At 56.2% G+C, this 22,535-nt stretch carries 21 protein-coding genes, 2 rRNA genes and 1 pseudogene (1 of these 24 only partly in view); 15 read left to right on the top strand and 9 right to left on the bottom strand.

All coding sequences use genetic code 11. The annotated features are described in order from the left end of the window. The 7 genes from M5M_RS08445 to rimI all read left to right on the top strand — a co-directional run. Window positions 1–1,191: ribosomal RNA gene (locus M5M_RS08445) — 23S ribosomal RNA — on the top strand (it extends 1,696 nt beyond the left edge of the window). A gap of 162 nt (window positions 1,192–1,353) precedes the next feature. After that, window positions 1,354–1,469: ribosomal RNA gene (gene rrf / locus M5M_RS08440) — 5S ribosomal RNA — on the top strand. Window positions 1,470–2,269: 800 nt separating this feature from the next. Further along, complete coding sequence (locus tag M5M_RS08435) at window positions 2,270–2,752, top strand: glutathione peroxidase (RefSeq protein WP_015047074.1); 483 nt, start codon at window positions 2,270–2,272, stop codon at window positions 2,750–2,752. Window positions 2,753–2,764: 12 nt separating this feature from the next. After that, window positions 2,765–3,214 carry a MarR family winged helix-turn-helix transcriptional regulator gene (locus tag M5M_RS08430; protein WP_015047073.1) on the top strand — a complete coding sequence of 150 codons (450 nt, stop codon included), beginning with the start codon at window positions 2,765–2,767 and terminating at the stop codon, window positions 3,212–3,214. Between the two features lie 267 nt (window positions 3,215–3,481). Then, on the top strand, window positions 3,482–5,029 hold the full coding sequence (locus M5M_RS08425) for a 2-isopropylmalate synthase (protein WP_015047072.1): 1,548 nt from the start codon (window positions 3,482–3,484) through the stop codon (window positions 5,027–5,029). A gap of 39 nt (window positions 5,030–5,068) precedes the next feature. Further along, window positions 5,069–5,812: a hypothetical protein gene (locus M5M_RS08420; protein WP_016389308.1), complete on the top strand. Its 744-nt coding sequence runs from the start codon at window positions 5,069–5,071 to the stop codon at window positions 5,810–5,812. A gap of 11 nt (window positions 5,813–5,823) precedes the next feature. After that, window positions 5,824–6,285, top strand: coding sequence for a ribosomal protein S18-alanine N-acetyltransferase (gene rimI / locus M5M_RS08415; RefSeq protein ID WP_015047070.1), 462 nt, complete (start codon window positions 5,824–5,826; stop codon window positions 6,283–6,285). A 3-nt stretch (window positions 6,286–6,288) separates the two neighbouring features. Here the strand turns inward: rimI and M5M_RS08410 are convergent, their stop codons facing one another. Further along, window positions 6,289–6,804, bottom strand: coding sequence for a response regulator transcription factor (locus tag M5M_RS08410; protein WP_015047069.1), 516 nt, complete (start codon window positions 6,802–6,804; stop codon window positions 6,289–6,291). A gap of 5 nt (window positions 6,805–6,809) precedes the next feature. After that, entirely contained in the window at window positions 6,810–8,090 is a 1,281-nt protein-coding gene (locus tag M5M_RS08405) for an ATP-binding protein (protein ID WP_015047068.1), read from the bottom strand. 124 nt (window positions 8,091–8,214) lie between these two features. On the opposite strand from M5M_RS08405, the gene M5M_RS08400 reads away from it, so the two are divergent. Next, complete coding sequence (locus tag M5M_RS08400) at window positions 8,215–9,573, top strand: MATE family efflux transporter (RefSeq protein ID WP_015047067.1); 1,359 nt, start codon at window positions 8,215–8,217, stop codon at window positions 9,571–9,573. Here the strand turns inward: M5M_RS08400 and M5M_RS08395 are convergent. From M5M_RS08395 to M5M_RS08365, 7 genes are all read right to left on the bottom strand, one after another. Continuing rightward, window positions 9,566–10,342 (bottom strand): SDR family NAD(P)-dependent oxidoreductase, encoded by a 777-nt coding sequence (locus tag M5M_RS08395; RefSeq protein ID WP_015047066.1) that lies wholly within the window; start codon window positions 10,340–10,342, stop codon window positions 9,566–9,568. The two genes, M5M_RS08400 and M5M_RS08395, sit on opposite strands and share 8 nt — an antisense overlap. A 10-nt stretch (window positions 10,343–10,352) precedes the next feature. Next, complete coding sequence (locus M5M_RS08390; protein WP_015047065.1) at window positions 10,353–11,120, bottom strand: SDR family oxidoreductase; 768 nt, start codon at window positions 11,118–11,120, stop codon at window positions 10,353–10,355. A 31-nt stretch (window positions 11,121–11,151) separates the two neighbouring features. Beyond that, window positions 11,152–12,120, bottom strand: coding sequence for an NADPH:quinone oxidoreductase family protein (locus M5M_RS08385; protein ID WP_015047064.1), 969 nt, complete (start codon window positions 12,118–12,120; stop codon window positions 11,152–11,154). Between the two features lie 3 nt (window positions 12,121–12,123). After that, entirely contained in the window at window positions 12,124–13,161 is a 1,038-nt protein-coding gene (locus tag M5M_RS08380; RefSeq protein WP_015047063.1) for a phosphotransferase family protein, read from the bottom strand. 48 nt (window positions 13,162–13,209) lie between these two features. Next, entirely contained in the window at window positions 13,210–14,421 is a 1,212-nt protein-coding gene (locus M5M_RS08375; RefSeq protein ID WP_015047062.1) for an acyl-CoA dehydrogenase family protein, read from the bottom strand. Window positions 14,422–14,431: 10 nt separating this feature from the next. Continuing rightward, window positions 14,432–15,097 (bottom strand): histidine phosphatase family protein, encoded by a 666-nt coding sequence (locus tag M5M_RS08370; protein WP_015047061.1) that lies wholly within the window; start codon window positions 15,095–15,097, stop codon window positions 14,432–14,434. A 102-nt stretch (window positions 15,098–15,199) separates the two neighbouring features. Then, window positions 15,200–16,054 (bottom strand): helix-turn-helix domain-containing protein, encoded by an 855-nt coding sequence (locus M5M_RS08365; protein WP_015047060.1) that lies wholly within the window; start codon window positions 16,052–16,054, stop codon window positions 15,200–15,202. 74 nt (window positions 16,055–16,128) lie between these two features. Between M5M_RS08365 and M5M_RS08360 the strand changes: the two genes are divergently transcribed. The 7 genes and pseudogenes from M5M_RS08360 to M5M_RS21030 form a co-directional block, all read left to right on the top strand. Continuing rightward, window positions 16,129–17,928: an acyl-CoA dehydrogenase gene (locus M5M_RS08360; RefSeq protein ID WP_015047059.1), complete on the top strand. Its 1,800-nt coding sequence runs from the start codon at window positions 16,129–16,131 to the stop codon at window positions 17,926–17,928. Then, a complete protein-coding gene (locus M5M_RS08355; RefSeq protein ID WP_015047058.1) occupies window positions 17,928–18,386 on the top strand; it encodes a MaoC family dehydratase in 459 nt (152 codons plus the stop codon). The genes M5M_RS08360 and M5M_RS08355 overlap by 1 nt, the downstream gene beginning before the upstream one ends. Window positions 18,387–18,426: 40 nt before the next feature. Beyond that, window positions 18,427–19,356: an SDR family NAD(P)-dependent oxidoreductase gene (locus M5M_RS08350; RefSeq protein WP_015047057.1), complete on the top strand. Its 930-nt coding sequence runs from the start codon at window positions 18,427–18,429 to the stop codon at window positions 19,354–19,356. Beyond that, window positions 19,353–20,537 carry an acetyl-CoA C-acyltransferase gene (locus M5M_RS08345; protein ID WP_015047056.1) on the top strand — a complete coding sequence of 395 codons (1,185 nt, stop codon included), beginning with the start codon at window positions 19,353–19,355 and terminating at the stop codon, window positions 20,535–20,537. Before M5M_RS08350 ends, M5M_RS08345 begins: the two co-directional genes overlap by 4 nt. 118 nt (window positions 20,538–20,655) lie before the next feature. Next, entirely contained in the window at window positions 20,656–21,864 is a 1,209-nt protein-coding gene (locus M5M_RS08340) for an acetyl-CoA C-acetyltransferase (RefSeq protein WP_015047055.1), read from the top strand. 10 nt (window positions 21,865–21,874) lie between these two features. Then, window positions 21,875–22,006 (top strand): hypothetical protein, encoded by a 132-nt coding sequence (locus tag M5M_RS20975; RefSeq protein WP_015047054.1) that lies wholly within the window; start codon window positions 21,875–21,877, stop codon window positions 22,004–22,006. A gap of 30 nt (window positions 22,007–22,036) precedes the next feature. Next, window positions 22,037–22,513 (top strand): annotated as a pseudogene (locus tag M5M_RS21030) (enoyl-CoA hydratase/isomerase family protein); the annotation flags it as partial. Window positions 22,514–22,535 lie beyond the last annotated feature (22 nt).

The raw sequence follows: 22,535 nt of genomic DNA, 5'->3' as shown, positions 1-22,535 counted from the left end.
TGACGGTGAAGGATTTACTCCGTAAGCTGTTGGTGGTCGAAGTAACCAGTCCGCTGCAACTGTTTATTAAAAACACAGCACTCTGCAAACACGTAAGTGGACGTATAGGGTGTGACGCCTGCCCGGTGCTGGAAGGTTAATTGATGGGGTTAGCGTAAGCGAAGCTCTTGATCGAAGCCCCAGTAAACGGCGGCCGTAACTATAACGGTCCTAAGGTAGCGAAATTCCTTGTCGGGTAAGTTCCGACCTGCACGAATGGCGTAATGATGGCGGAGCTGTCTCCACCCGAGACTCAGTGAAATTGAAATCGCTGTTAAGATGCAGTGTACCCGCGGCTAGACGGAAAGACCCCGTGAACCTTTACTGTAGCTTTGCACTGAACTTTGAACCTATTTGTGTAGGATAGGTGGGAGGCTTTGAAGCCATGACGCTAGTTGTGGTGGAGCCGTCCTTGAAATACCACCCTGGTATGTTTGAGGTTCTAACGTCGGCCCGTTATCCGGGTTGCGGACAGTGCATGGTGGGCAGTTTGACTGGGGCGGTCTCCTCCCAAAGAGTAACGGAGGAGCACGAAGGTTGGCTAATCCTGGTCGGAAATCAGGAGTTTAGTGTAATGGCACAAGCCAGCTTGACTGCGAGACTGACACGTCGAGCAGGTACGAAAGTAGGTCATAGTGATCCGGTGGTTCTGTATGGAAGGGCCATCGCTCAACGGATAAAAGGTACTCCGGGGATAACAGGCTGATACCGCCCAAGAGTTCACATCGACGGCGGTGTTTGGCACCTCGATGTCGGCTCATCACATCCTGGGGCTGAAGCCGGTCCCAAGGGTATGGCTGTTCGCCATTTAAAGTGGTACGCGAGCTGGGTTTAGAATGTCGTGAGACAGTTCGGTCCCTATCTGCCGTGGGCGTTGGAGATTTGAGAAGAGTTGCTCCTAGTATGAGAGGACCGGAGTGAACGAACCTCTGGTGTTCGGGTTGTCATGCCAATGGCATTGCCCGGTAGCTATGTTCGGACGGGATAACCGTCTGAAAGCATTTAAGCGGGAAGCCTCCTTCAAGATAAGATCTCCCTGGGGCCTTGAGCCCCCTAAAGAGCCGTTGAAGACTACGACGTTGATAGGTTGGGTGTGGAAGCGCTGTGAGGCGTTGAGCTAACCAATACTAATTGCTCGTGAGGCTTGACCATATAACAGAGATGATTGTATGGATTTAATCCTTCAACAAAGCTGGATAAGATGAGAGAAACATCTGTCTCAGTCAGCAAAGACTTTGCATTTACAACCCTATTTGATTGTGTGATGAGGCCCTGAAATATCAGATAAGACCAGCCACAGATCAAACCAGTTTGCTTGACGACCATAGCGAGTTGGAACCACCTGATCCCATTCCGAACTCAGTAGTGAAACGACTTAGCGCCGATGGTAGTGTGGGGTCTCCCCATGTGAGAGTAGGACATCGTCAAGCTTCTAAAAAAGAAAACCCCCGCTGGGACACCAGCGGGGGTTTTGTTTTTTAGAATACGTTGTTTTAGTTTCACTACAAAGGCTCATGTGACGCAGCCTGTGCCGCAGGCACGGCGGAGGGGCGCCCCAGCGTCGCGAAGCGATTGCGAGCACTGCTCGCAACCCAATGTAGGACATCGTCAAGTCGCGCCGGCGAACCGTTCTAATTAAAACGCCCGATAGGTGATCCTATCGGGCGTTTTTCTTTGTCTGCGAAAAAGGTGGGCGATGTCCTCGGTCCGACGCATCGGCTCCCACATGGGGAGCCCCCTCTCTTTACTTGTGGGGCCGCTGACGCGGTCCGGCCGTCGGCATAGCCTCCGGCGCTCCACAATGCAGGCTGCTAATCGCAGCCTACGCGCATCGCTCCGCCCCCATGTGAGAGCGTGCCAGTAGTGGGTTGGGAAAATAAGACCACGCCTCGCAGCTTGCGCTGCTGGCGGAAGCAGGGTGCATACCCGTAGGGTGGGTTGAGCGATAGCGTAACCCACCAATCAAGCTTGCAGATTGCACGCGATAACGAAGACCACAAAAACAAAAAAGCCCAGCCGGTACCCGGTTGGGCTTTCCTTTTTCTAGAGACTAGAGACTAGAGACTAGAGACTAGAGACTAGAGACCAGAGACCAGAGACCAGAGACTAGAGACCAGAACCCCCTCCCATAGCCTTAAACAATCCCTGCAATTGAAATAGATAGCTTATTATAATATTGTGCACAATATAAACTTGATGCCAAGTTACATTAAACAAGAGGGAAAAGGCGATGTCCGATTTATATGAATTCAAAGCAAGCACCTTGTCAGGCGCCGAGCAGTCGTTGGCTGAATATAAGGGCAAAGTGGTGTTGGTGGTGAATACGGCCAGTAAGTGCGGTTTTACCCCCCAATACAAGGGCTTGGAGGCTCTGTATAAAAAGTACCATGACAAAGGGCTGGAGATTCTGGGCTTTCCCTGTAATCAGTTTGGGAAGCAGGAGCCGGGCGAGAGCGATGAAATCAGTGAGTTTTGTGAGCTGAATTTTGGCGTGACTTTCCCGTTGTATGAAAAAGTGGATGTAAATGGCGAGCAAGCTCACCCGTTGTTTAACTGGCTGAAGGCGGAAGCGCCGGGGATCTTTGGCAGCGAAGGTATTAAGTGGAACTTCACCAAGTTTCTGGTGGGGCGCGATGGTAAAGTGATCAAACGGTTTGCGCCTAAAGACAAACCCGAATCGCTGGAAGCCGATCTGGTGAAAGCGCTAGGGTAATCGGAGACGTTTATGGCCTTATCAACCCAGGATGCCCTGCTGGTTCAGTTGGATCAGCAGTTGTGTTTCAAGCTCTATGCTGCCAGCAGGCTCATGATTAAGGCCTACAAGCCAATGCTCGACGCGCTGGATATCACTTATCCGCAATACTTGGTGCTCATGGTGTTATGGGAGGCGGATAAACCCGTCACAGTGGGCGAGTTGGGTGAGCGGCTTTTACTGGACTCGGGCACCCTGACGCCGCTGCTTAAACGCATGGCTGATAATGAACTGGTGCAGCGCACCCGCGGTCAAGAGGACGAGCGCCAGGTCTGGATTGGGCTCACTGAACGAGCCCGTGCGATACAAACAGAAGCGGTAGGTTGGGTCAAAGGTGCCGTTGGCCAGTTGCAAACCCCTGCGCTTGATCCCGCCATGTTGAGGGAGCAATTGGCGGACTTGATAACGCTTTTGCAAGGATAAAAGTCCTACAACAAGGCATTTGTGTAGGCTGAGCAGCTCTTATTATTTGGAATAATCGTTTTGAATGGGCTTTTTGTCCTAATAATGTTGTCCGGCTAAACATCTTTTGTTTAAATGCACCAATCGTCAATGTTGGTGCGCACCATGCGTTTTCCCTCAAAACTACGACTTACCCCGCTAACAGGCCTACTTCTAGGACTGTAATTTCTGCGCCCGCAGAACCGTATTTCTTTTCGTTACCCCAGACAAAACATTTCAGGAACTATCATGAACCGCGATCAGTTGATCATTTTCGATACCACCTTGCGTGATGGCGAACAAAGCCCGGGTGCGTCTATGACCCAGTCAGAAAAAGTCCGGATTGCGAAGATGCTGGAAAAGCTTCGGGTGGATGTGATTGAAGCGGGCTTCGCCATTGCCAGTCCGGGTGACTTTGAGGCGGTGAAAGCTGTAGCCACTGCAGTCAGGGAATCCACCATTTGTTCTCTCGCTCGGGCCGTAGATGCAGATATTGATCGGGCTGGTGAAGCCTTGAAACCCGCCGAGTCTGGCCGGATTCATACATTCATCGCCACCTCGCCCATACACATGAAGTACAAGCTGCAAATGCAGCCAGATCAGGTGATCGAGCGGGCGGTGCATGCCGTGAAGCGCGCCCGCAATTTAGTCGCCGATGTGGAGTTTTCGCTCGAAGATGCCAGCCGTTCCGAGCATGATTTTATGTGCCGGATTATCGAGGCCGTTATCAATGCCGGTGCGCGCACCATTAACCTGCCCGATACCGTTGGCTATGGCGAGCCGGAAGAGTTCGGTCGCATGTTCAGCCGGTTAATAGAAGCCGTGCCCAACGCCAGTAAAGCCATTTTCTCTGCCCACTGTCATAACGACCTGGGGCTCGCAGTAGCGAATTCACTGAGTGCAGTAAACCATGGCGCACGCCAGGTGGAATGTACCATCAATGGCCTGGGTGAGCGGGCAGGCAACGCTTCCTTGGAAGAGATTGTCATGGCGATCCGCACCCGCAAGGACATCATGCCGGTCGATACCCGGATCGATACCACCCACATTGTGCCTACCTCCCGTTTAGTGGCCTCTGTCACCGGCTTCCCGGTACAACCCAACAAAGCCATTGTCGGTGCCAATGCCTTTGCCCATGAATCCGGTATTCATCAGGACGGTGTGCTCAAGCATCGGGAAACCTACGAAATCATGCGTGCCGAGGATGTGGGTTGGAACACCAACAAGCTTGTGTTGGGTAAACACTCGGGCCGGGCGGCGGTCAAAGCCCGGTTTGAAGAGCTGGGTATCACCTTCGAATCACAGGAGGCCTTGAATGAAGCGTTCACACGCTTCAAAGCATTGGCCGACAAAAAACACGAAATCTTTGATGAAGACCTGCAGGCTCTCGTTTCGGATGTTCGGGACAGCATGAACGGCAAACGTTTTCACTTCGAGGCGTTGGAAGTGCTGTGCAAATCGGGCTTGGTGCCAGATGCGCAGGTCACGTTGCAAGTGAACGGCGAGTCCATCACCGCCAATGCCCAAGGCAGTGGCGCCGTTGATGCCACCTTTAAAGCGTTGGAGTCGGTGGCTCGCTCGGGTGCCGCACTGAAGCTCTATTCCGTTAACGCTATCACTCAGGGCACCGAGGCTCAGGGTGAAGTGACCGTGCGCCTGGAGCGCGATGGCACCATCGTTAATGGTACCGGTGCGGACACCGATATTGTGATTGCCAGTGCGAAGGCCTATGTGGATGCGTTAAACTTGCTGGCTGAAGGTAAACACAAAGAGCACCCACAGCACGAGGGTGTCTGAGCGGGCTGGGCCCGCGGCAAATAAAAGGTTGGCGGGTCAATGTTAAACGAGCGGGCGAGGCGGCAGTACCTGGAGGCAATGGGGATTCAGACCTATATGCCCCGGTTGCAATTGCCAGCGGCGCCGCAGGCCGCGCCCGTGGATCTGAGCTTTTTGCCGGCCGCCCTTGAGGCCGATGTCGCCAGTCCTGCCTCGCCACCTGCGACTGCAGCCGCGTCGGGAGAGAGCCCTAAGGCCAGTGGTGAGGTGTTGGGTGAGTTGCTTAACACCATGGGGGCGGTTACTAAAGCCGCCCAGCCAACCGTTCCAAAACCTGCCGCCACGCCTAAGCACAAAACTGCTGCTGCGCCGGCGCTGAACGTGAGCCTCTGGCAGGTGGCCGATTTGTTGATATTGGCAGACCGTCATCCCGAACAGGCTTTACCGGTGAACAGCCTGCTGGCCAATATCCTGGTGGCACTGAACCGCCCTGCTGATACCCGCAAACCGGAAGTCATCCGTTGGCCACTGGAGGGCCTGGCTGCCGCCCATGCCGGCAATGCCGAGGATTATTTTCTGCCCATTTTACAGGCGCGGCGACCCGCTGATCAGACCTCTACACTGCTTTGCTTTGGTGAGCAGATCAGTCAGGCCTTGTGCGGCCAGGACGATGCGGGTACTGCGCTGACCTTACCCGGCGGTGACAGTCTGCCCACACTGCGCCTGCCGTCGCTGGATACACTGCTGATACAGCCTGAACTGAAAGCCAGCGTATGGGCCGCCATTAAACATCTGCGTCAGTAAATTCTCCGGTTATGCAACTTCAGATCAAACCCCTGCCGCCACTCCGGCTGCTCGTGCCAACGGACATCGATAAGGTCATGGCCATTGAGACGGTGGCACATTCACATCCCTGGAAGCGGACCAGCATGGAAGACAGTCTGGCAGGGCATCACCGCTGCGTGGGCTGGCTGGAGGATGACCGGTTGCTTGGGTTTTACATCGCCTCCACGGGTGGCGGAGATGCCGAACTTCTGGATATTGCGGTTGATCCCAAGTTGCGTAAACGCGGCGTTGGCGCCTGTCTGATGGAAGATCTGGTGGCTTGGGCCGAGAAGCGTGCGGATTCTTTATTCCTGGAAGTCCGTGTCAGCAATGCGCGGGCTATCCGCTTGTATGAGCGGTTTGATTTCATGGAAGTGGGTGAACGGCCCAATTACTACCCCACCGCCAAGGGCAAGGAAAACGCGTTGATCATGGCCCGGCACCTTCGCTGAGCCTTATTCCGCCACCGGGTTCTTGGCCAGCTTGCGCTGCAGAGTTCGCCGATGCATTTTCAGCGCCCGGGCGGTGGCGGAAATATTCCCCTCGTTCTCATGCAGCACCCGTTGTATGTGCTCCCATTCAAGCCGGTTGACCGACGGCGTTTCAATATCTTCGAAAACTGCCACCTGATCATCAAACGCGGCGAGTATTTCCCGCAGGTCTGCAGGTTTCGGCAGATAATGGGTGGCTCCCCGCTTCATGGCTTCCACGGCGGTCGCGATACTGGCGTAGCCGGTGAGCATCAGAATGGCACACTGGGGTTGTGATTGTCGGATAAGATCAACGGCTTGCAGGCCGTTGTCGGCACCCAACTTCAGATCGACAATGGCACGGCCAAATAATTCGTTTGCCAGCAATTGCGGCAGATCGATGAGTGAGTGGCACAATTGCGTATTCAGTTGGCGCCGTGTCATCGCCCGTTGCAGGGTTTCAGCATAGTGAATATCGTCGTCCAGAATCAGATAGTGCATGGTGTTCAGTTGCCGCACAGCGAGTTGATAGTTTGTACGGGGATTCGCACCCAGGTGCAGTTGCCTTTATCGTTGGGCTCCAGCCTGAGTTCACCGCCGTGGCGCTCCAGTGTCGCATTGGAAAGATAAATTCCCAGGCCCATGCCCTGGTCGCTGCCGCTGTTAAACGGTTTGCCCCAGTTGCGCAGCACGGATTCGGGAGCCCCTTTGCCGGAATCGTGGATACACAGAATCAGCCAAGGGCCTTCGCAATAAGCGTCCAGTGCAATGTCTGCGTGGCTGTGTGTGGCGGCGTTATTCAGCAAATTGTGCAATGACTGTTGCAGGGTCGGGTCGGCCGACAGGCAGTAGCTATCCAGGTGGGTATCCGTGGGTTTGAAGTCTAACTGGTGGCGAGGGTTGAGTAATCGCCATTCATCAGTGAGTTTTTGCAGCCACAGGTCAACCGGTGTATGGCTTTGTTTTTCATCCAGGCTTTGTTGCGCCTTTTCTCTTAATCGGATCAGCAGACTCTGGCAGTGCCCCAGCTGTTTGAGAATTTCGTCGGCCTCGGCATTCAGTCCGTGTGGTAAGTCAGCGCTGGCGAGTTCACTGGCAGCAATCTTCATGGTGCCAAGCGGGGTGCCCAGTTCGTGTGCTGTGCCCGCGGCCAGAGTGGCGATGCCGGTAATTTGTTCTGCATGTAGCACCTGTTCACGTTGCGCCCGTAAGAGGTCTGCCTGTTTTCTTAATTGTCCTGCCATGCGGCTCAGAAATGCGGCTACAAGGCATGCGCTGATAAAGAAGTTAATACCCATGCCCCAGGTGTGGAGTGATGGGTCGGGGCCGTGGTGGTGGCCTGGCGCCATCGCTTCGGCTGGAACATAGCTGGTGAGTAACAATGCATAGCAACCGATAGCAATGGCGGTTAGGCTGATGACGGCGCTTGCGGGCAGCGCAACAGCCGCAATGCACAATGGGATGAGCAAATAGCTGACAAAAGGATTAGTGGCGCCGCCGGCAAAATACAGCAGAAGTGAAATCCCCAGAAAATCCACCAGCAGCTGGGCAACCAGTTCCCAGTGCCGCACACGTGGACCGCGCCACAGGCGCCAGTGGGTAAGCAGATTCAGGGCAGCAAAGCCGAGCAAAAGGCTCAGCAATACTGTGTATTCCAGCACCAAATGCAGTTGTTCGTGCGCAAGGGCCAGGCCAGCAATCAGCAATAGCAGCAGCAGCCAGCGCAATAGCAGCAGGCTCTTCAGGTGATGAGCGAGGAGAGTGTCATCGTGGATGGTGTCAGTCATGGTGGGATTATACGATGCCTGCCAAACTGACACATGCGGCAATTTGCCGCACAGAGCCGACCATCGGTGCCATGTCCAGCGCCTGCAGGGTGTATACTCTGCGCTTTTGCCGGAACCCGTCTGAATGAATCGCAGTATGCAACCCATGCTTACCGAAGGCCCTGTGAGTGGTCACCTGCGGGAGATGGCCATGCCCATGGTCTGGGGCTTGCTGGCGACTATGTCATTCAATGCTGTGGATACGTTTTTTGTGGCGATGCTGGGGCATGAGCCGTTGGCGGCCATGAGCTTTACCTTTCCCGTGGTCATGGTGCTCACCAGCATTGCCATTGGTCTGGGTGCCGGCACATCCTCCACCGTGGCGCGCGCAATAGGTAGCGATAACCACCACCTTGCCCAACGCATGGCCACTGATGCTATGTCGTTGACCACCATTATTGCCCTGGTGGTGTGCGGTATCGGTTGGTTTACTATTGAGCCGTTGTTCAAGTTGTTGGGTGCAGAAGACCAACTGGTGCCGTTGATCCATGACTATATGTGGATCTGGTATTTCAGCGCACCCTGTTTGATGGTGCCAATGGTGGGGCTGGCGTCTTTACGCGCGATGGGGTTGGCACGTATTCAGGGCACGCTGATGATCGCCGCAGCCGCTCTCAATCTGGTTTTGGATCCCATATTAATCTTCGGTTTGTTCGGTTTCCCGCGTTTGGAACTTGAAGGTGCGGCCCTGGCCACTTTGATTACCCGTGCGTTGAGTTTGGTTGTGGTGCTTTGGGTGTTACACAAACGTCTGGGTATGCTGGTAAATCCCTTTGCAAGGTTTGACGAGGTATGGGCCTCCTGGCGGGCCATTTTACACGTGGGTGTGCCGGCGATGGTCAACAACGTCATCATCCCCATGGCCTCGGGTGTCGTGGTATATCTGGTGGCCAGTTATGGCACGGTGGCGGTTGCAGGTTTAGGTATTGCCATGCGAATTGAGCCCATTGCACTCATTGTGTTTTATGCACTGTCTGGCGTCGTGGGCCCATTCTGTGGCCAGAATCTGGGCGCGCAAAAGTTTGCGCGGTTAGATGAAACATTGCGCGTCGTGACCCGCTTTTGCTTGGGCTTTGGCGTTGTTCTGGCGCTGGTGTTATGGCTCGCGGGTGAGCTGCTTATTCGACTGTTTTCCGATCAACAAGAAGTGATTGATGTGGCCCGTAGCTATTTGTTGATTGTGCCTTTCAGTTATGGTGCCTACGGTTTGGTAATGTCGGTGAATGCTGCCTTTAATGGTATCGGTCAACCCATGCCCGGTGTGGCGATCTCGTTTATGCGGGTGCTGGGATTTTACTTGCCGCTGGCATTGATGATGCAATGGTTATGGGGGCTGACCGGTCTGTTTGTGGCTACAGCCAGCTGCAATTTTTTGGTCGGTCTGGTGGCCTGGCTGTGGTTGCGGCAGCGTTTTCACACTACCGCAACGGCAGCCACTACATAGCAGACACACCACCGTCCACGGCGATGGCCTGGCCGGTTAAATAGGTGTTGCCCGGAGACAACAACAATACCATGGTGTTCACAATTTCTTCCGGTTCCGCGAGTCGTTTCATGGGCGCGCCGCGGCTCAATTGAGCCTTAGCCTGATCCAAGCCAGCTGCAGCCAGTGCCGAATTGGTGACCAATGGTGTCAGAGAGAAGAACGGGCAAATGGCGTTGACGCGAATGCCCAGCGCCGCGGTTTCTACCGCTGCCGTTTTGCTCAGACCGATTACGGCGTGTTTTGCGGCTGAATAGGCTGCCAGGCGTGGTGCACCGCCCAATCCTGCCATGGAGCTCACATTGAGAATGGTGCCACTGCCTTTGGGCTTCATGGCTTTGATCTGATGTCGCATACCGTACTGCACGCCCATCACATTCACTTTCCACTGGGCGTCGAAAGTCGCATCGTCCACATCTTCCGTTAATTCCAGTGGCTGGCCAATGCCTGCGTTGTTTACCGCAATATCCAGACGGCCAAATTGTTCTATCGCCGTATCCACCATGGCCTTGCATTGGGCTTCGATGGCTACGTTGCAGTCCAGGGCAATTGCTTCGATACCGTCTTTTTGCAGATCGGCCACCACGCCCTGCAGGGCCTCCTTTTTAACGTCGCCCAGCACCAATTTGGCCCCTCGTTCACCCAGCGCACGCGCGAGCAGTGCGCCGAAGCCTTGAGCAGCACCAGTAATCAGAGTCACTTGGCCGGTAAAATCCAGTAGTTTATCCATTGCTATTTCCTCAGGCTGTCATGCCGCCATCTACCACCAGACACTGACCGGTAGTGTAAGAGCTGGCGTCACTCACTAGATACAGAACCGCGCCGGCCATTTCGTCGGGCTCGGCATGGCGTTTCATCGGGATGTTGGCGATTGCGTGTTGATAGATGCCATCGTCGGTAAACAGCGCGCCGGCGAACTTGGTTTTGGTGAAACCGGGCAGCAGCGCATTGCAACGGATGTTGTGCTCAGCACATTCACGCGCAAATGCTTTGGTCATATTCACCACGGCGGCTTTGGTGATGGAGTAGATGCCCTGGAATGGGCCGGGCGTGAGCGCGTTGATGGAGGCTGTGTTTACAATCACGCCACCACCCTGTTCGCGCATCAGTTTGCCGGCTTCCACCGACATGAAAAAATAGCCGCGGATGTTCACGTCCACCGTTTTCTGGAAGGCACCCAGATCGGTATCCAGAATATGACCGAAATACGGATTGGCCGCGCCGTTGTTAACCAGAATATCCAGTTTGCCTTTGTGCTTATCTTTTAAGAACGCAAAGGTTTCGCTGATGCTATCCATGTTACCCACGTGACAGGCCCAGGCTTCTGCAGAACCGCCGTCGGCGTTAATGCTGTCGGCGACTTTCTGGCAGTCGTCTACCTTGCGGCTGGACACAATCACATGGGCACCATAGGCGGCGAGAATGCGCGCAATGGATTCACCGATGCCACGGCTGGCACCACTCACGAATGCCGTTTTACCGGCAAGATTAAACAGATCTTTATTCATAATAATTCCGGACGATTGAATAAGAATTTTCTTATGGCTTGAGAATCACTTTGCCCATGACCTGACGATCGGCAACAATTTTGAGTGCCTGCTCGGCCTGCTCCAATGGCAAAGACGCGTGAATAACCACTTTCACTTTGCCCTCGAGATACCATTGAAACAGTTCTGCCATGTTGCTGGCGAAGACTTTGGGTTCTTTCTGGGTAAAGGTGCCCCAGAACACGCCCACTACGCTGAAACCTTTCACCAGCGTCAGATTCACGGCTAGCTTCGGGATATCGCCGCTGGCAAAACCGACCACCAACAACCGGCCATTCCATGCCATGGAGCGGGCGCAGATTTCGAAATTATCGCCGCCCACTGTGTCGTACACCACATCCACACCTTTACCGTCGGTCAGCCGTTTGATGGCGTCTTTGAGATTTTCTTCGGTGTAATTGATCAGTTCATCGGCGCCGTGTTCGCGCGCCAATGCCAATTTTTCTGTTGTTGAGCAGCAGGCAATCACGCGCGCGCCCATGGCCTTGCCGATTTGCACTGCTGCAAGCCCGGTACCGCCAGCGGCACCGGTGACCAGTAGCGTTTCGCCGGCTTTCAGGTTGGCGCGCTGTTTAAGCCCGTGGTGCGCGGTCGCGTGGGCGGTAATCAAACCGGCGGCCTCGTCAACGGGAATGCCATCGGGTAGTGGCATCACCAGATTCGGGTAGGTAAGCATTTGCGAGGCGTAGCCGTCGAGCATATTCACCGATACCACCCGCTGGCCCGGCGTTAAGTGTTTAACACCTTCGCCCACCTCGGCAATGGTCCCGGCAACTTCCGTGCCCGGCACAAACGGCAGCGGCGGTTTGAATTGATACAAACCGGCCACCAGCAAACCATCGGGAAAATTCACCCCGGCGGCTTCAATGTTGATCACGACCTGACCGGGGCCGGCCTTCAGGTCGGGCCTTTGCTCCAGCGTGAGGGGTTCGCCAAAGGCGTTGCAGACGATCGCTTTCATTGTTCAGAGTTCCTCCAGACAGGCCAGTCCGAGACTGGCCAGGGGTTCAACCATGCGGCCGGCGGCGGCAGCTTGTTTATTGGATGCATTGCCCTGGCTGGCGCGCTTGGCAACACCTTGTACGATGGCTGCCAGACGGAAAAAGCTGAATGCCACATAGAAGGGCCAGTTAGTGATGCCCGGCAAATTCATGCGCTCGCAGTAGGCAGCGACGTATTCTTTTTCGGTGGGAATGCCGAGCGAAGCTGCATCCAATCCCAGCAAGCCCGACATGGCCGTGCGCGATTGGCTGGTGGGCAGGCGCAGTTGCATGCACTGGTAGGCGAGGTCCGCGAACGGATGCCCCAGCGTGGATAATTCCCAATCCAGTACGGCAATAATGCGCTCGTTATCTTTCGACCACATGAGGTTATCCAGCCTGTAATCGCCGTGTACCAGTGAAACGCGCCCATCGTCTTCCGGCATCAAGCCTGGCAATGCCGCGATGAGTTTGTTCATGGCATCGATGGGTTCCAGTTCCGATGCCTGGTACTGGGTTTGCCAGCGGTCGTATTGGCGGGAAAAATAATTACCCGGCTTGCCGTAGTCGGCCAGTCCTACCGCAGTAATGTCCACGCTGTGCAGCGCCGCCAGTACCCGGTTCATTTCCTGGTACATACGGCCGCGCTGTGCATTGTCGCGCGCTTCCGGCAGTGCGGCACCCCAATAGACGTTGCCGTCACAGTATTCCATCACATAAAACAGCGAACCCAGAATGCCGGGGTCTTCGCACAGGTGAAATACGCGCGCCACGGGTACATCGGAATTGGCGAGTGCATGCAGTACCCGGAATTCCCGGTCTACCGCATGCGCCGATTTCAGTAATTTGCCCGGTGGTTGCCGGCGCAGCACGTAAGTGCCCGTAGCACTGGTGAGTTTAAAGGTCGGGTTGGATTGGCCGCCGGCGAATTTCTCTGCCTGCAGGGGCCCTTTCAGGCCCGGCACATTGGCTTCCAGATAAGGCGTAAGGGTGTCCAGGTCCAGTGCGTCCACTTGGCTCATGGGCTTGCTCTCTTGTTCTGCGAATAGTTCTGTAAATTGTGTTGTTCTTTATTGTGCAAATTGCTTCGCGAGATTGCGACCCAGTTGCATCATGTGTACCTGATCCGGGCCATCGGCCAGGCGCAAGGTGCGTTGGGCGGCAAACTGATGCGCCAGGAAAGTGTCCTGGCTGACGCCCGCCGCACCGTGAATCTGAATCGCGCGATCAATCACCGCCAGTGCCATATTGGGCGCTACAATCTTGATCATGGCAATCAGGTCCTGGGCTGATTTATTGCCCTCGCGGTCCATTTTTTGCGCCGCTTTCAGGCACAGCAAGCGCGCCTGTTCGATTTCGCAGGCGGAGCGGGCGATGTCTTCACGTACAGACTGCTGTTTGATCATCGGCTGGCCGAACACAATGCGCTCGTTGGCGCGACGGCACATGGCTTCCAGTGCCCGTTGAGCGGCGCCCACTGAACGCATGCAGTGGTGAATGCGGCCCGGGCCAAGGCGACCCTGGGCAATTTCAAAGCCGCGACCTTCGCCCAGAATCAGATTGCTGGCCGGTACGCGCACATTGTCGAAAATCACTTCAGCATGGCCTTCCGGTGCATCGTCGTAGCCAAAGACTTTCATCGGGCGGGTGATATTCACGCCCGGGGTGTTGGTGGGCACCAGAATCATGGATTGCTGGGTGTAGCGATTGGGGTTATCGGGGCTGCTTTTACCCATCACGATAAGAATTTCACACTGTTTGCGGCAGGCGCCGGAAATGTAAAATTTCTTGCCGTTGATCACATAGTCATCGCCATCGCGCACGATAGCGGTTTCGATATTGGTGGCATCGCTGGAGGCCACGTCGGGTTCGGTCATGGCAAACGCGGAGCGGATTTTGCCCGCCAACAGCGGCTCCAGCCATTGCTTTTTCTGCGCTTCGTTGCCGTATTTGGCCAGCACTTCCATATTCCCGGTATCAGGGGCTGCACAGTTGAATACCTCGGGTGCCCACAGCACCTTGCCCATCTGCTCTGCCAGCGGCGCGTATTCCAGGTTGGTGAGGCCACCCGAGTAGTCGCCATAGGCCAATGGCAAGAACAGATTCCACAGCCCTTGTTCGCGGGCTTTTTGCTTCAGGCTTTCCAGCAAAGGCGGCGTGCTCCAGCGATCGGTGGCGAGCGCTTCGTGCATTTTTTCTTCGTTCGGATAAATGTGCTCATCCATAAAGGCCGTCAGGCGCTGGAGTAATTCCCGGGTTTTTTCGCTGTATTCAAATTCCATGACAGATCCTTCAGAAAAAAGTGGTGTGTTCAGCTTTATCTGCCAGGTGTGGCAGGTGATTAAAGCGCGTCAGCTGTAAGCCGTCGCGGGTGGCAATGCATTGGTGCACGGCGGTGTTGGCCGTCTGCAGGTTCAGTGAAATCATGGTTTCCGGTGCGGCTTTCAGGATGTGGCACAAGGCCATGGACAGGGCGCCACCGGAGCTCACAATCAGAATATTTTTGTCGCCGGGCAATTCGGCTAAGGCACTGACCACGCGCGCTTCAAACTGCGCCCAGGTTTCGCTCAACTGCTCGGCCGGCAGCTGGTTCTGTACCCAGGCGTGCAGGCTGAGTTTCAGCGCCCTGAGCATCTGGCGTTTGTCGGTGCGGGTCTCATCCGCAAGCTCAGGGTTTTGTGCCAGATAGAGGCGCACCAGCTGTTCAAAGTGAAACTCGTTCCAGCGCGCATCTTCCCGCCAGTCCGATGTCAGGCCAGCACCGGCCAACAGGGCGTCGGCCGTTTGTTTGTGGCGCGCCATGGCGCCGGTGATCACCTGATCGAATTGGTGACCTTCTTTTGCCAGATATTCGCCCAGCCAACGGCTTTGTTCATAGCCCAGCGGCGACAGCTGGTCGTAGTTGGCGCTACCCAAAGATGCCTGGCCGTGGCGGACCATGGTGATGGTGGAAGGCATGCTGATCTTTCCTGTCTGACTGGGTTCAGTCTAGCGGGAAATGAATGATCACCAAAATCAATTAATTTTATCTATATGTATCACTAATATTTATTTTTTATGTTAATCCACCAGTAACGGGTGTTTGTGTGGTTCTGTCATCAGGGCCGACAAATCGAGGCTGGCATCTTCAGGATAGAGCGTGGTCAGCGTCAGCCGGGGTTCCGCCAGAAAGGCCGCCGGGCCCAGCGCGCCCACGGTCTGGCTGACACTGTAAAAACGCTGGCTTTGCCCGTTGAACGGCAGGTGCAGGCGGTAGCTGGCCATGGGTTCCAGGGCTGCCGCCCGGCGTTGCCAATCGGCCGGGGCGGCGGGCGATTGCAGGTAGTGTTCGAAGGCGGCAATATCCCCTTCGGCATTGGAAAACAGGGCGTTTTGTTTCAGTGCCATCAGAATCAGGGCCATGGTGTCGGCGCCGCTGTCTTTGATGAGCTGGCTATGGCTGAACAGAAAACTGAACAGGTTGGTGACCTGATCCAGCGCCTCGGCTGATAACAGCTGCCGGTGAAAATTAACCCAGGCACGGTTTACCATCAGGATGTCGCCGGCGCGATCCATGAGCAGGCCAGGGTAGGGGTTCTGCGCCTTGAGGGTCAGGCGCATGGCATTGCGCAACCAGCGCAGGCCCGGACTGTGAAAATCCACCGGCGCCTCCTGTACATGGAAGCCGGCGGCGATACGCAGGTGGTTGCGGTCGCGCGCACCCAGTTGCAGGGTGTTGGCAATGTCTTCCACCATACCCGCGCTGGGCTGGCCTGCCCCGGTTTCGAGGCGCCGGATGTGGCGCGCCGAGCTGTTGATGCGCTCGGCCAGCTGTTCCTGACTGAGCCCGTGAAGTTCGCGCCAGAAGCGCAAAAAGCGGCCAAACGTCTGGTTGGTGTGACTGGCCTCTGGGCTGGCTGCGCGCGGACCGGACATAAAAAAGCCTGTTACAGAATCCAAGAGTCCCGATAATGCCACATCGGGAAAACGAATGAAGCAGAGGAATACCCATGCAGGCCCCCCTTCTGAGCGAGCGCGATCTGGCGTTTATGTTGTACGAACTGCTCGACACCGAAGCCTTGTGCGAGCGCCCCCGCTACCGCGATCACAACCGTGAAACCTTTGATGCGGCCATCGAAACGGCCCGCAAAGTGGCGGAAAAATATTTTCTGCCCATTCGCCAGACCATGGATCAGCATCAGCCCACCTTCGAAGAAGGCCGCGTGCAGATGCTGGCGGAAATCAAGCCGGCCGTGCAGGCTATTATCGAAGCGGGGCTGGCGTGCCCGACCGCGGATTATGAAACCGGTGGCATGCAGTTGCCGGCGGTGGTGGCCAGCGTCACCGGCGCTTATCTCAGCGCAGCTGGTTCTACCGCGGTAGGTTACTGCAGCCTGACCAACGCTAATTGCAACCTGATTGAAGCACACGGCACGCCCGAGCAGATTGCCCGTTGGGTGGCGCCCATGCGTGAAGGTCGTTGGGCCGGCACCATGGCCATGACCGAGCCTGGCGCCGGGTCCAGCATGGCCGACCTCACCACCCGGGCCTGGCGTGAAGCCGACGGCAGCTACCGATTGGCGGGCAACAAAATTTTTATTTCCGGTGGCGACCACGAGCTGACCGACAACATCGTACACCTGGTGTTGGCGCGGGTGAAAGGGGCGCCTGCTGGCATCAAAGGTGTCAGTTTGTTCATCGTGCCGAAATTTCTGGTGAATGAAGACGGCAGTCTGGGCGAGCGCAATGACGTGCACCTGGCCGGGCTGTTCCACAAAATGGGTGGGCGCGGGCAAACCTCTTGTGCGCTCAGCTTCGGCGAACAGGGTGGGGCAGTGGCCTATCTGGTGGGCGAAGAAAATCAGGGCATCCGCTACATGTTTCACATGATGAATGAAGCGCGGATTATGGTGGGCACTGCCGCGGCCACCACGGCAGTGACGGGCTATCAGTATTCGCTGGCCTACGCCAAAGAGCGGCCGCAAGGACGACTGCCATCGAGTAAAGATCCGATGTCAAAACCGGTAAATATCATCGAGCATGCAGATGTGCGCCGTATGTTGCTGGCGCAGAAAGCGTACGCTGAGGGTGCGTTTGCGTTGTGCCTGTACGGCGCTCAGTTGGCCGATGACGAACGCACCGCCGAAACCGAACAGGCGCGTGCGGATGCGCACACGCTGTTGGACTTTCTCACGCCGGTGATCAAATCCTGGCCATCGGAATACGGCCCGCGCGCCAACAGCCTGGCGATTCAGGTGCTGGGTGGCCATGGCTATATCAATGAACACCCGGTGGAAATGTTTTACCGCGACAACCGCCTGAATGCGATTCATGAGGGCACCTACGGCGTCCAAGCCATTGACCTGCTGGCACGCAAGCTGCCGATGAATAAGGTGGCGGGTTTTCGCGCCTTATTGGCTCAGATCGACACAACAGTGGCGAGCGCTGCCAGTGTTTCCTCGCTCGCGCCCTATGCCGGACAATTGCAGCAACTGGCCGCCAGAGTACAGCAAACTGCTACCCGGTTATTGACCGCCATGGGTGATACACCCATCGATGCGGTGCTGGCCAACGCCACTTACTTCCTCGACCTGATGGGGCATCTGGTGGTGGCCTGGTTGTGGCTTAAGCAGGGTTGTGTTGCGCAAGCCGCGCTGGATAACAGTGCAAACGATGCGGATTTTTATCGCGGCAAATTACAGGCGCTGCAGTTTTTCTATCGCTATGAACTACCACAAACGGCGGTGTGGGCTGAACTGCTCGATACCATTGATACCACCACACTCGATATGCAGGAGAACTGGTTCTGATGAAAACCATAAACCGGACAGAGATTGCCGACTACCAGAATTACCAGGCGCCGGCGACGGATTGGCTCACCATCACTCAGGAGCAGGTCAATCAGTTTGCTGATTGCACCCATGACCATCAATTCATTCATATTGACCCAGCGCGCGCAAAGGCCACTCCCTTCGGTGGTACTATCGCCCATGGTTTCCTGAGTTTGTCGCTGCTGTCGCACTTTTCCGAACAGTATGGTGTGTTGATCGACGGTTGTCAGATGGGCGTGAATTACGGACTGGATAAAGTGCGTTTTATCAATCCGGTGCGCGTGGGCAGCCGGATCCGCGCGGTGGCAAAAATTCTCAGTATTGAAGAAAAATCCCCGGGTCAGTATTTACTGAAAAGCGAAGTCACGCTGGAAATCGAAGGCGAAGCAAAGCCCGCACTGATTGCCCAGTGGCTGGGCATGCAAATCGTAAAATAATTGAAAGATAAACCTCATTGAAAGATAAAAGGTAAGCGACATGAGCATTGATTTTTCCGGCCGCGTGGCCATCGTAACAGGCGCCGGCAACGGTTTGGGGCGTTCGCATGCATTGGCACTCGCCGCCCGCGGTGCCAAAGTGGTGGTCAATGATCTGGGTGGCGCGCGCGATGGCTCGGGTGCGTCGTCCGATGCGGCCAAGGCCGTAGTGGCAGAAATCGAAGCGGCGGGTGGTGAAGCATTGGCCCACGGCGCCAATGTCACCAACATGGAGCAGGTGCAGGACATGGTGGCGCAGACCATGGCGCGCTGGGGCCGGGTGGATATCCTGATCAATAACGCGGGCATCCTGCGCGATAAAAGCTTTGCCAAAATGGATCTCGATGACTTCCGTCTGGTGATGGATGTGCATGTGATGGGCGCAGTGAATTGCACCAAGGCGGTGTGGGAAATCATGCGCGAACAGCAATATGGTCGCATCGTCATGACCACCTCGTCTTCGGGCCTTTACGGTAATTTCGGGCAAACCAACTATGGCGCGGCGAAAATGGCGCAAGTGGGTTTTATGAATACGCTGGTGCTGGAAGGCGACAAATACAATATCCGTGTCAATGCGCTGGCGCCCACCGCCGCTACCCGCATGACGGAAGATCTGATGCCGGCGGAAGTGCTGGACATGCTGAAGCCGGAATCGGTCACTGCCGGTGCGCTGGTGTTGTGTACCGAACAGGCACCCACCAAAATGATTCTGTGCGCCGGTGCCGGCGGCTTTGCCAGCGCGCGCCTGTTTGAAACCGATGGCATTTTCCTGGCACCCGAGCAGCAAACGCCCGAAGCCGTGTTGGAAAACTGGGATGCGATCAATAATACTGCTGAGCAGTCTGAACTGGCGTCGGGCATGAAACAATCGGAAAAATTCCTGGTCAAGGCGTTTAACTACCTGCAATCGAAAGGGAGTGGCAACGCATGAAAGAAGCCGTGATCGTGTCGGTGGCGCGTACGCCCATCGGCAAAGCCTACCGGGGTGCGTTCAACAATCTGACCTCGCCCAGTTTGTCGGCAGTGGCCGTGCAGGCTGCGGTTGAGCGTGCGGGTATTGCGCCGGAAGAAATTGATGATTGCGTTTGGGGCGCGGCTTTGCAGCAGGGCAGCCAGGGCACCAACCTGGGTCGGCAGGTGGCCATGGCGGCTGGCCTGCCGGTTTCGGTTGCGGGTATGACACTTGATCGTCAGTGTGCATCGGGTTTGATGGCAGTGGCGACGGCAGCGAAGCAAATTGTGCTCGATCATGTGCCGGTGGTTTTGGCGGGCGGCACCGAGTCGATTTCATTGGTGCAGAATCAGCACATGAACAGCCATCGGACAGAAGATGCGCTGGTTTTGCAGCATACACCGGATCTCTACATGCCCATGCTCGATACTGCCGAGGTGGTGGCCAAGCGCTACAACATCAGCCGTGCAGCGCAGGATGAATATGCCGTTATGTCCCAGGCACGCACCGCTGAGGCGCAGGCCGCGGGCAAGTTTGCCGATGAAATCGTACCGGTCAACGCCACCAAACTGGTGCAGGATAAAACCACCGGCGCCGTGTCGGAGCAGGCTGTCAGCTTGACGCAAGACGAAGGCAACCGGCCCGGCACCACGATCGAATCGCTGGCGTCTCTGAACGCCGTGCGCGAGGGCGGCAGCATCACCGCCGGTAATGCCTCGCAATTGTCGGACGGCGCTGCAGCGTTGGTACTGATGGATCGCACGCTGGCGGAGGAGCGCGGGCTCAAACCGTTGGGTGTGTATCGTGGCATGGCGGTGGCAGGCTGTGCGCCTGACGAGATGGGCATTGGCCCGGTGTTTGCGGTGCCCAAGTTATTGCAACGGGCCGGGCTCACCATGGCCGACATCGGCCTGTGGGAACTGAACGAAGCCTTCGCGGTACAAGTGCTTTATTGTGCACAGCGACTGGCGATTCCCATGGATCGTCTGAACGTCAACGGCGGCGCGATTTCCATCGGCCATCCCTACGGCATGAGCGGCGCGCGCATGGTGATGCACGCGTTGCTGGAAGGTCGCCGTCGGGGTGTACGCTATGTGGTGGTGACCATGTGCGTGGGCGGCGGCATGGGTGCGGCGGGATTATTCGAAGTACTGCAATAAATTCAGACCATTAAATCAGTGCATTAAATCAGGTCATTGATTTTGAGCGCACAGGTCATAGTGCGCTGACCCCCGGGGGCTATACTGGAGCCACATTCCTATCTGCCAGGTAGCCCCCATGCCCCACCACGCTTATATCTACGACGCTGTTCGCACGCCACGCTCCAAAGGTAAAAAAGACGGCAGCCTGCACGAAGTCAAACCTATCGATCTGGGCGCCGGCCTGTTACAGGCGCTGGCGGAGCGTCACAGTCTGGACACCGCCTATGTGGACGATGTGGTCATGGGCTGCGTCACCCCGGTGGGCGAGCAGGGTTCGGATGTGGCGAAAATGATCGTCCAGAACGCCGGCTGGGATGAATCGGTGCCGGGCGTGCAGCTGGATCGGTTCTGCGCCTCGGGCCTGGAGGCGGTGAATATTGCCGCGCAAAAGATTGCGTCCGGTTGGGAGGATTTGGTGGTGGCCGGCGGGGTGGAATCCATGTCGCGGGTACCCATGGGCTCCAATGGCGGTGCCATGGGTGGTGATGCCGCCTTCAGTCTGAAAACTGGTTTTGTGCCGCAGGGCATCGGTGCTGACACCATCGCCACGCTGGAAGGCTGGAGCCGCGAGGATGTGGATCGCTACGCGCTGGAAAGCCAGAAGCGGGCAGCCCATGCGCAAGCCAATGGCTATTTCGATCGCTCGGTGATTCCCGTGCGCGATGCCAACGGCCTGATGATTCTGGAACGCGATGAATTCATCAAGCCCGATACCACTCTCGAGATTCTTGGCAAACTCAAAGCTTCGTTCGAAATGATGGGCGGCCTGGGTTTCGACGATATTATCCTGCGCAAGTACAACCATCTCACCCGCGTGAATCACGTGCACACGCCAGGCAATTCCTCCGGCATAGTGGATGGTGCGGCCGCCGTCCTCATTGGCAGTGAAAAGGCCGGCAAGGATCTCGGGCTCACACCGCGCGCGCGCATTGTCGCCACCGCTGTGCTCGCAACCGATCCGATCATTATGCTCACAGGCCCGGGCCCTGCGGCGGAAAAGGCTCTGCGAAAAGCGGGTCTCAGCCACGGCGATATTGACCTATGGGAAATCAACGAAGCCTTTGCCTCGGTGGCACTGCGCTACATGAAAGACCTTAATCTCGATCATGAAATCACTAACGTCAACGGCGGTGCCATTGCCATGGGCCATCCCTTAGGCGCCACCGGCGCCATGCTGATCAGCACCATGGTGGATGAGCTGGAGCGACGCCAGGCCAAACGCGCGATGATTTCATTGTGTGTGGGTGGCGGTATGGGTATTTCCACCATTATCGAGCGGGTGTAAGGAGCCAGACATGAGCAGCATAAATAACGTATTTGAATACGAGAAAGACAGTCAGGGTATCGTGACGGTCACCATGAACATGACTGGCCCCGTCAATGCCATGAACGCGGAAATACCGCGATGCCATGCAGGCCACTATTGAAAAACTGCAGGCCGAAGACGGGCTTACCGGTGTGTGGTGATCACCAGCGCCAAAAAAGTGTTTTTTGCCGGCGGCGATCTGAATGAATTATTGGCCGCCAAGCCCGGTGACGAAGCCGCATTCTTTGCCATGGTGGAAAAAATCAAAAGCCAGCTGCGTGCGCTGGAGCGATTGCCGGTGCCGGTGGTGGCGGCCATCAATGGAGCGGCGCTCGGCGGCGGATTTGAAATCTGCCTGGCCTGTAATTATCGCGTTGCGGTGGATTCGCCCGCGGTATCGCTGGGTTTGCCCGAAGTGTCTCTGGGCTTGTTGCCCGGTGGCGGTGGCATTGTCCGTATGGTCAATTTGCTGGGGCTTGAAGCGGCCTTGCCGTATTTACTGGAAGGTAAAAAAGCAGATGCCGGACGCGCATTGGCGGCGGGTCTGATACACGCCACCGTGGCGGATCAATCCCAACTGGTGCCAGCGGCCAAAGCCTGGATAGCATCACAAGTCGACAACCCAGATGCTGCGTTGCAACCCTGGGACC

The sequence above is a fragment of the Simiduia agarivorans SA1 = DSM 21679 genome, assembly GCF_000305785.2.
GTDB lineage: Bacteria > Pseudomonadota > Gammaproteobacteria > Pseudomonadales > Cellvibrionaceae > Simiduia > Simiduia agarivorans.
Note: the sequence above shows the minus strand (reverse complement) of the source record. Positions and strands in the feature narration are given on the sequence as shown.

Excerpts from the sequence above, each read along its gene's own strand:
- M5M_RS08435 (WP_015047074.1), top strand. The coding sequence starts at position 2,270 with ATGTCCGATTTATATGAATTCAAAGCAAGCACCTTGTCAGGCGCCGAG.
- M5M_RS08430 (WP_015047073.1), top strand. The coding sequence starts at position 2,765 with ATGGCCTTATCAACCCAGGATGCCCTGCTGGTTCAGTTGGATCAGCAG.
- M5M_RS08425 (WP_015047072.1), top strand. The coding sequence starts at position 3,482 with ATGAACCGCGATCAGTTGATCATTTTCGATACCACCTTGCGTGATGGC.
- M5M_RS08420 (WP_016389308.1), top strand. The coding sequence starts at position 5,069 with ATGTTAAACGAGCGGGCGAGGCGGCAGTACCTGGAGGCAATGGGGATT.
- rimI (WP_015047070.1), top strand. The coding sequence starts at position 5,824 with ATGCAACTTCAGATCAAACCCCTGCCGCCACTCCGGCTGCTCGTGCCA.
- M5M_RS08410 (WP_015047069.1), bottom strand. The coding sequence starts at position 6,804 with ATGCACTATCTGATTCTGGACGACGATATTCACTATGCTGAAACCCTG.
- M5M_RS08405 (WP_015047068.1), bottom strand. The coding sequence starts at position 8,090 with ATGACTGACACCATCCACGATGACACTCTCCTCGCTCATCACCTGAAG.
- M5M_RS08400 (WP_015047067.1), top strand. The coding sequence starts at position 8,215 with ATGAATCGCAGTATGCAACCCATGCTTACCGAAGGCCCTGTGAGTGGT.
- M5M_RS08395 (WP_015047066.1), bottom strand. The coding sequence starts at position 10,342 with ATGGATAAACTACTGGATTTTACCGGCCAAGTGACTCTGATTACTGGT.
- M5M_RS08390 (WP_015047065.1), bottom strand. The coding sequence starts at position 11,120 with ATGAATAAAGATCTGTTTAATCTTGCCGGTAAAACGGCATTCGTGAGT.
- M5M_RS08385 (WP_015047064.1), bottom strand. The coding sequence starts at position 12,120 with ATGAAAGCGATCGTCTGCAACGCCTTTGGCGAACCCCTCACGCTGGAG.
- M5M_RS08380 (WP_015047063.1), bottom strand. The coding sequence starts at position 13,161 with ATGAGCCAAGTGGACGCACTGGACCTGGACACCCTTACGCCTTATCTG.
- M5M_RS08375 (WP_015047062.1), bottom strand. The coding sequence starts at position 14,421 with ATGGAATTTGAATACAGCGAAAAAACCCGGGAATTACTCCAGCGCCTG.
- M5M_RS08370 (WP_015047061.1), bottom strand. The coding sequence starts at position 15,097 with ATGCCTTCCACCATCACCATGGTCCGCCACGGCCAGGCATCTTTGGGT.
- M5M_RS08365 (WP_015047060.1), bottom strand. The coding sequence starts at position 16,054 with ATGTCCGGTCCGCGCGCAGCCAGCCCAGAGGCCAGTCACACCAACCAG.
- M5M_RS08360 (WP_015047059.1), top strand. The coding sequence starts at position 16,129 with ATGCAGGCCCCCCTTCTGAGCGAGCGCGATCTGGCGTTTATGTTGTAC.
- M5M_RS08355 (WP_015047058.1), top strand. The coding sequence starts at position 17,928 with ATGAAAACCATAAACCGGACAGAGATTGCCGACTACCAGAATTACCAG.
- M5M_RS08350 (WP_015047057.1), top strand. The coding sequence starts at position 18,427 with ATGAGCATTGATTTTTCCGGCCGCGTGGCCATCGTAACAGGCGCCGGC.
- M5M_RS08345 (WP_015047056.1), top strand. The coding sequence starts at position 19,353 with ATGAAAGAAGCCGTGATCGTGTCGGTGGCGCGTACGCCCATCGGCAAA.
- M5M_RS08340 (WP_015047055.1), top strand. The coding sequence starts at position 20,656 with ATGCCCCACCACGCTTATATCTACGACGCTGTTCGCACGCCACGCTCC.
- M5M_RS20975 (WP_015047054.1), top strand. The coding sequence starts at position 21,875 with ATGAGCAGCATAAATAACGTATTTGAATACGAGAAAGACAGTCAGGGT.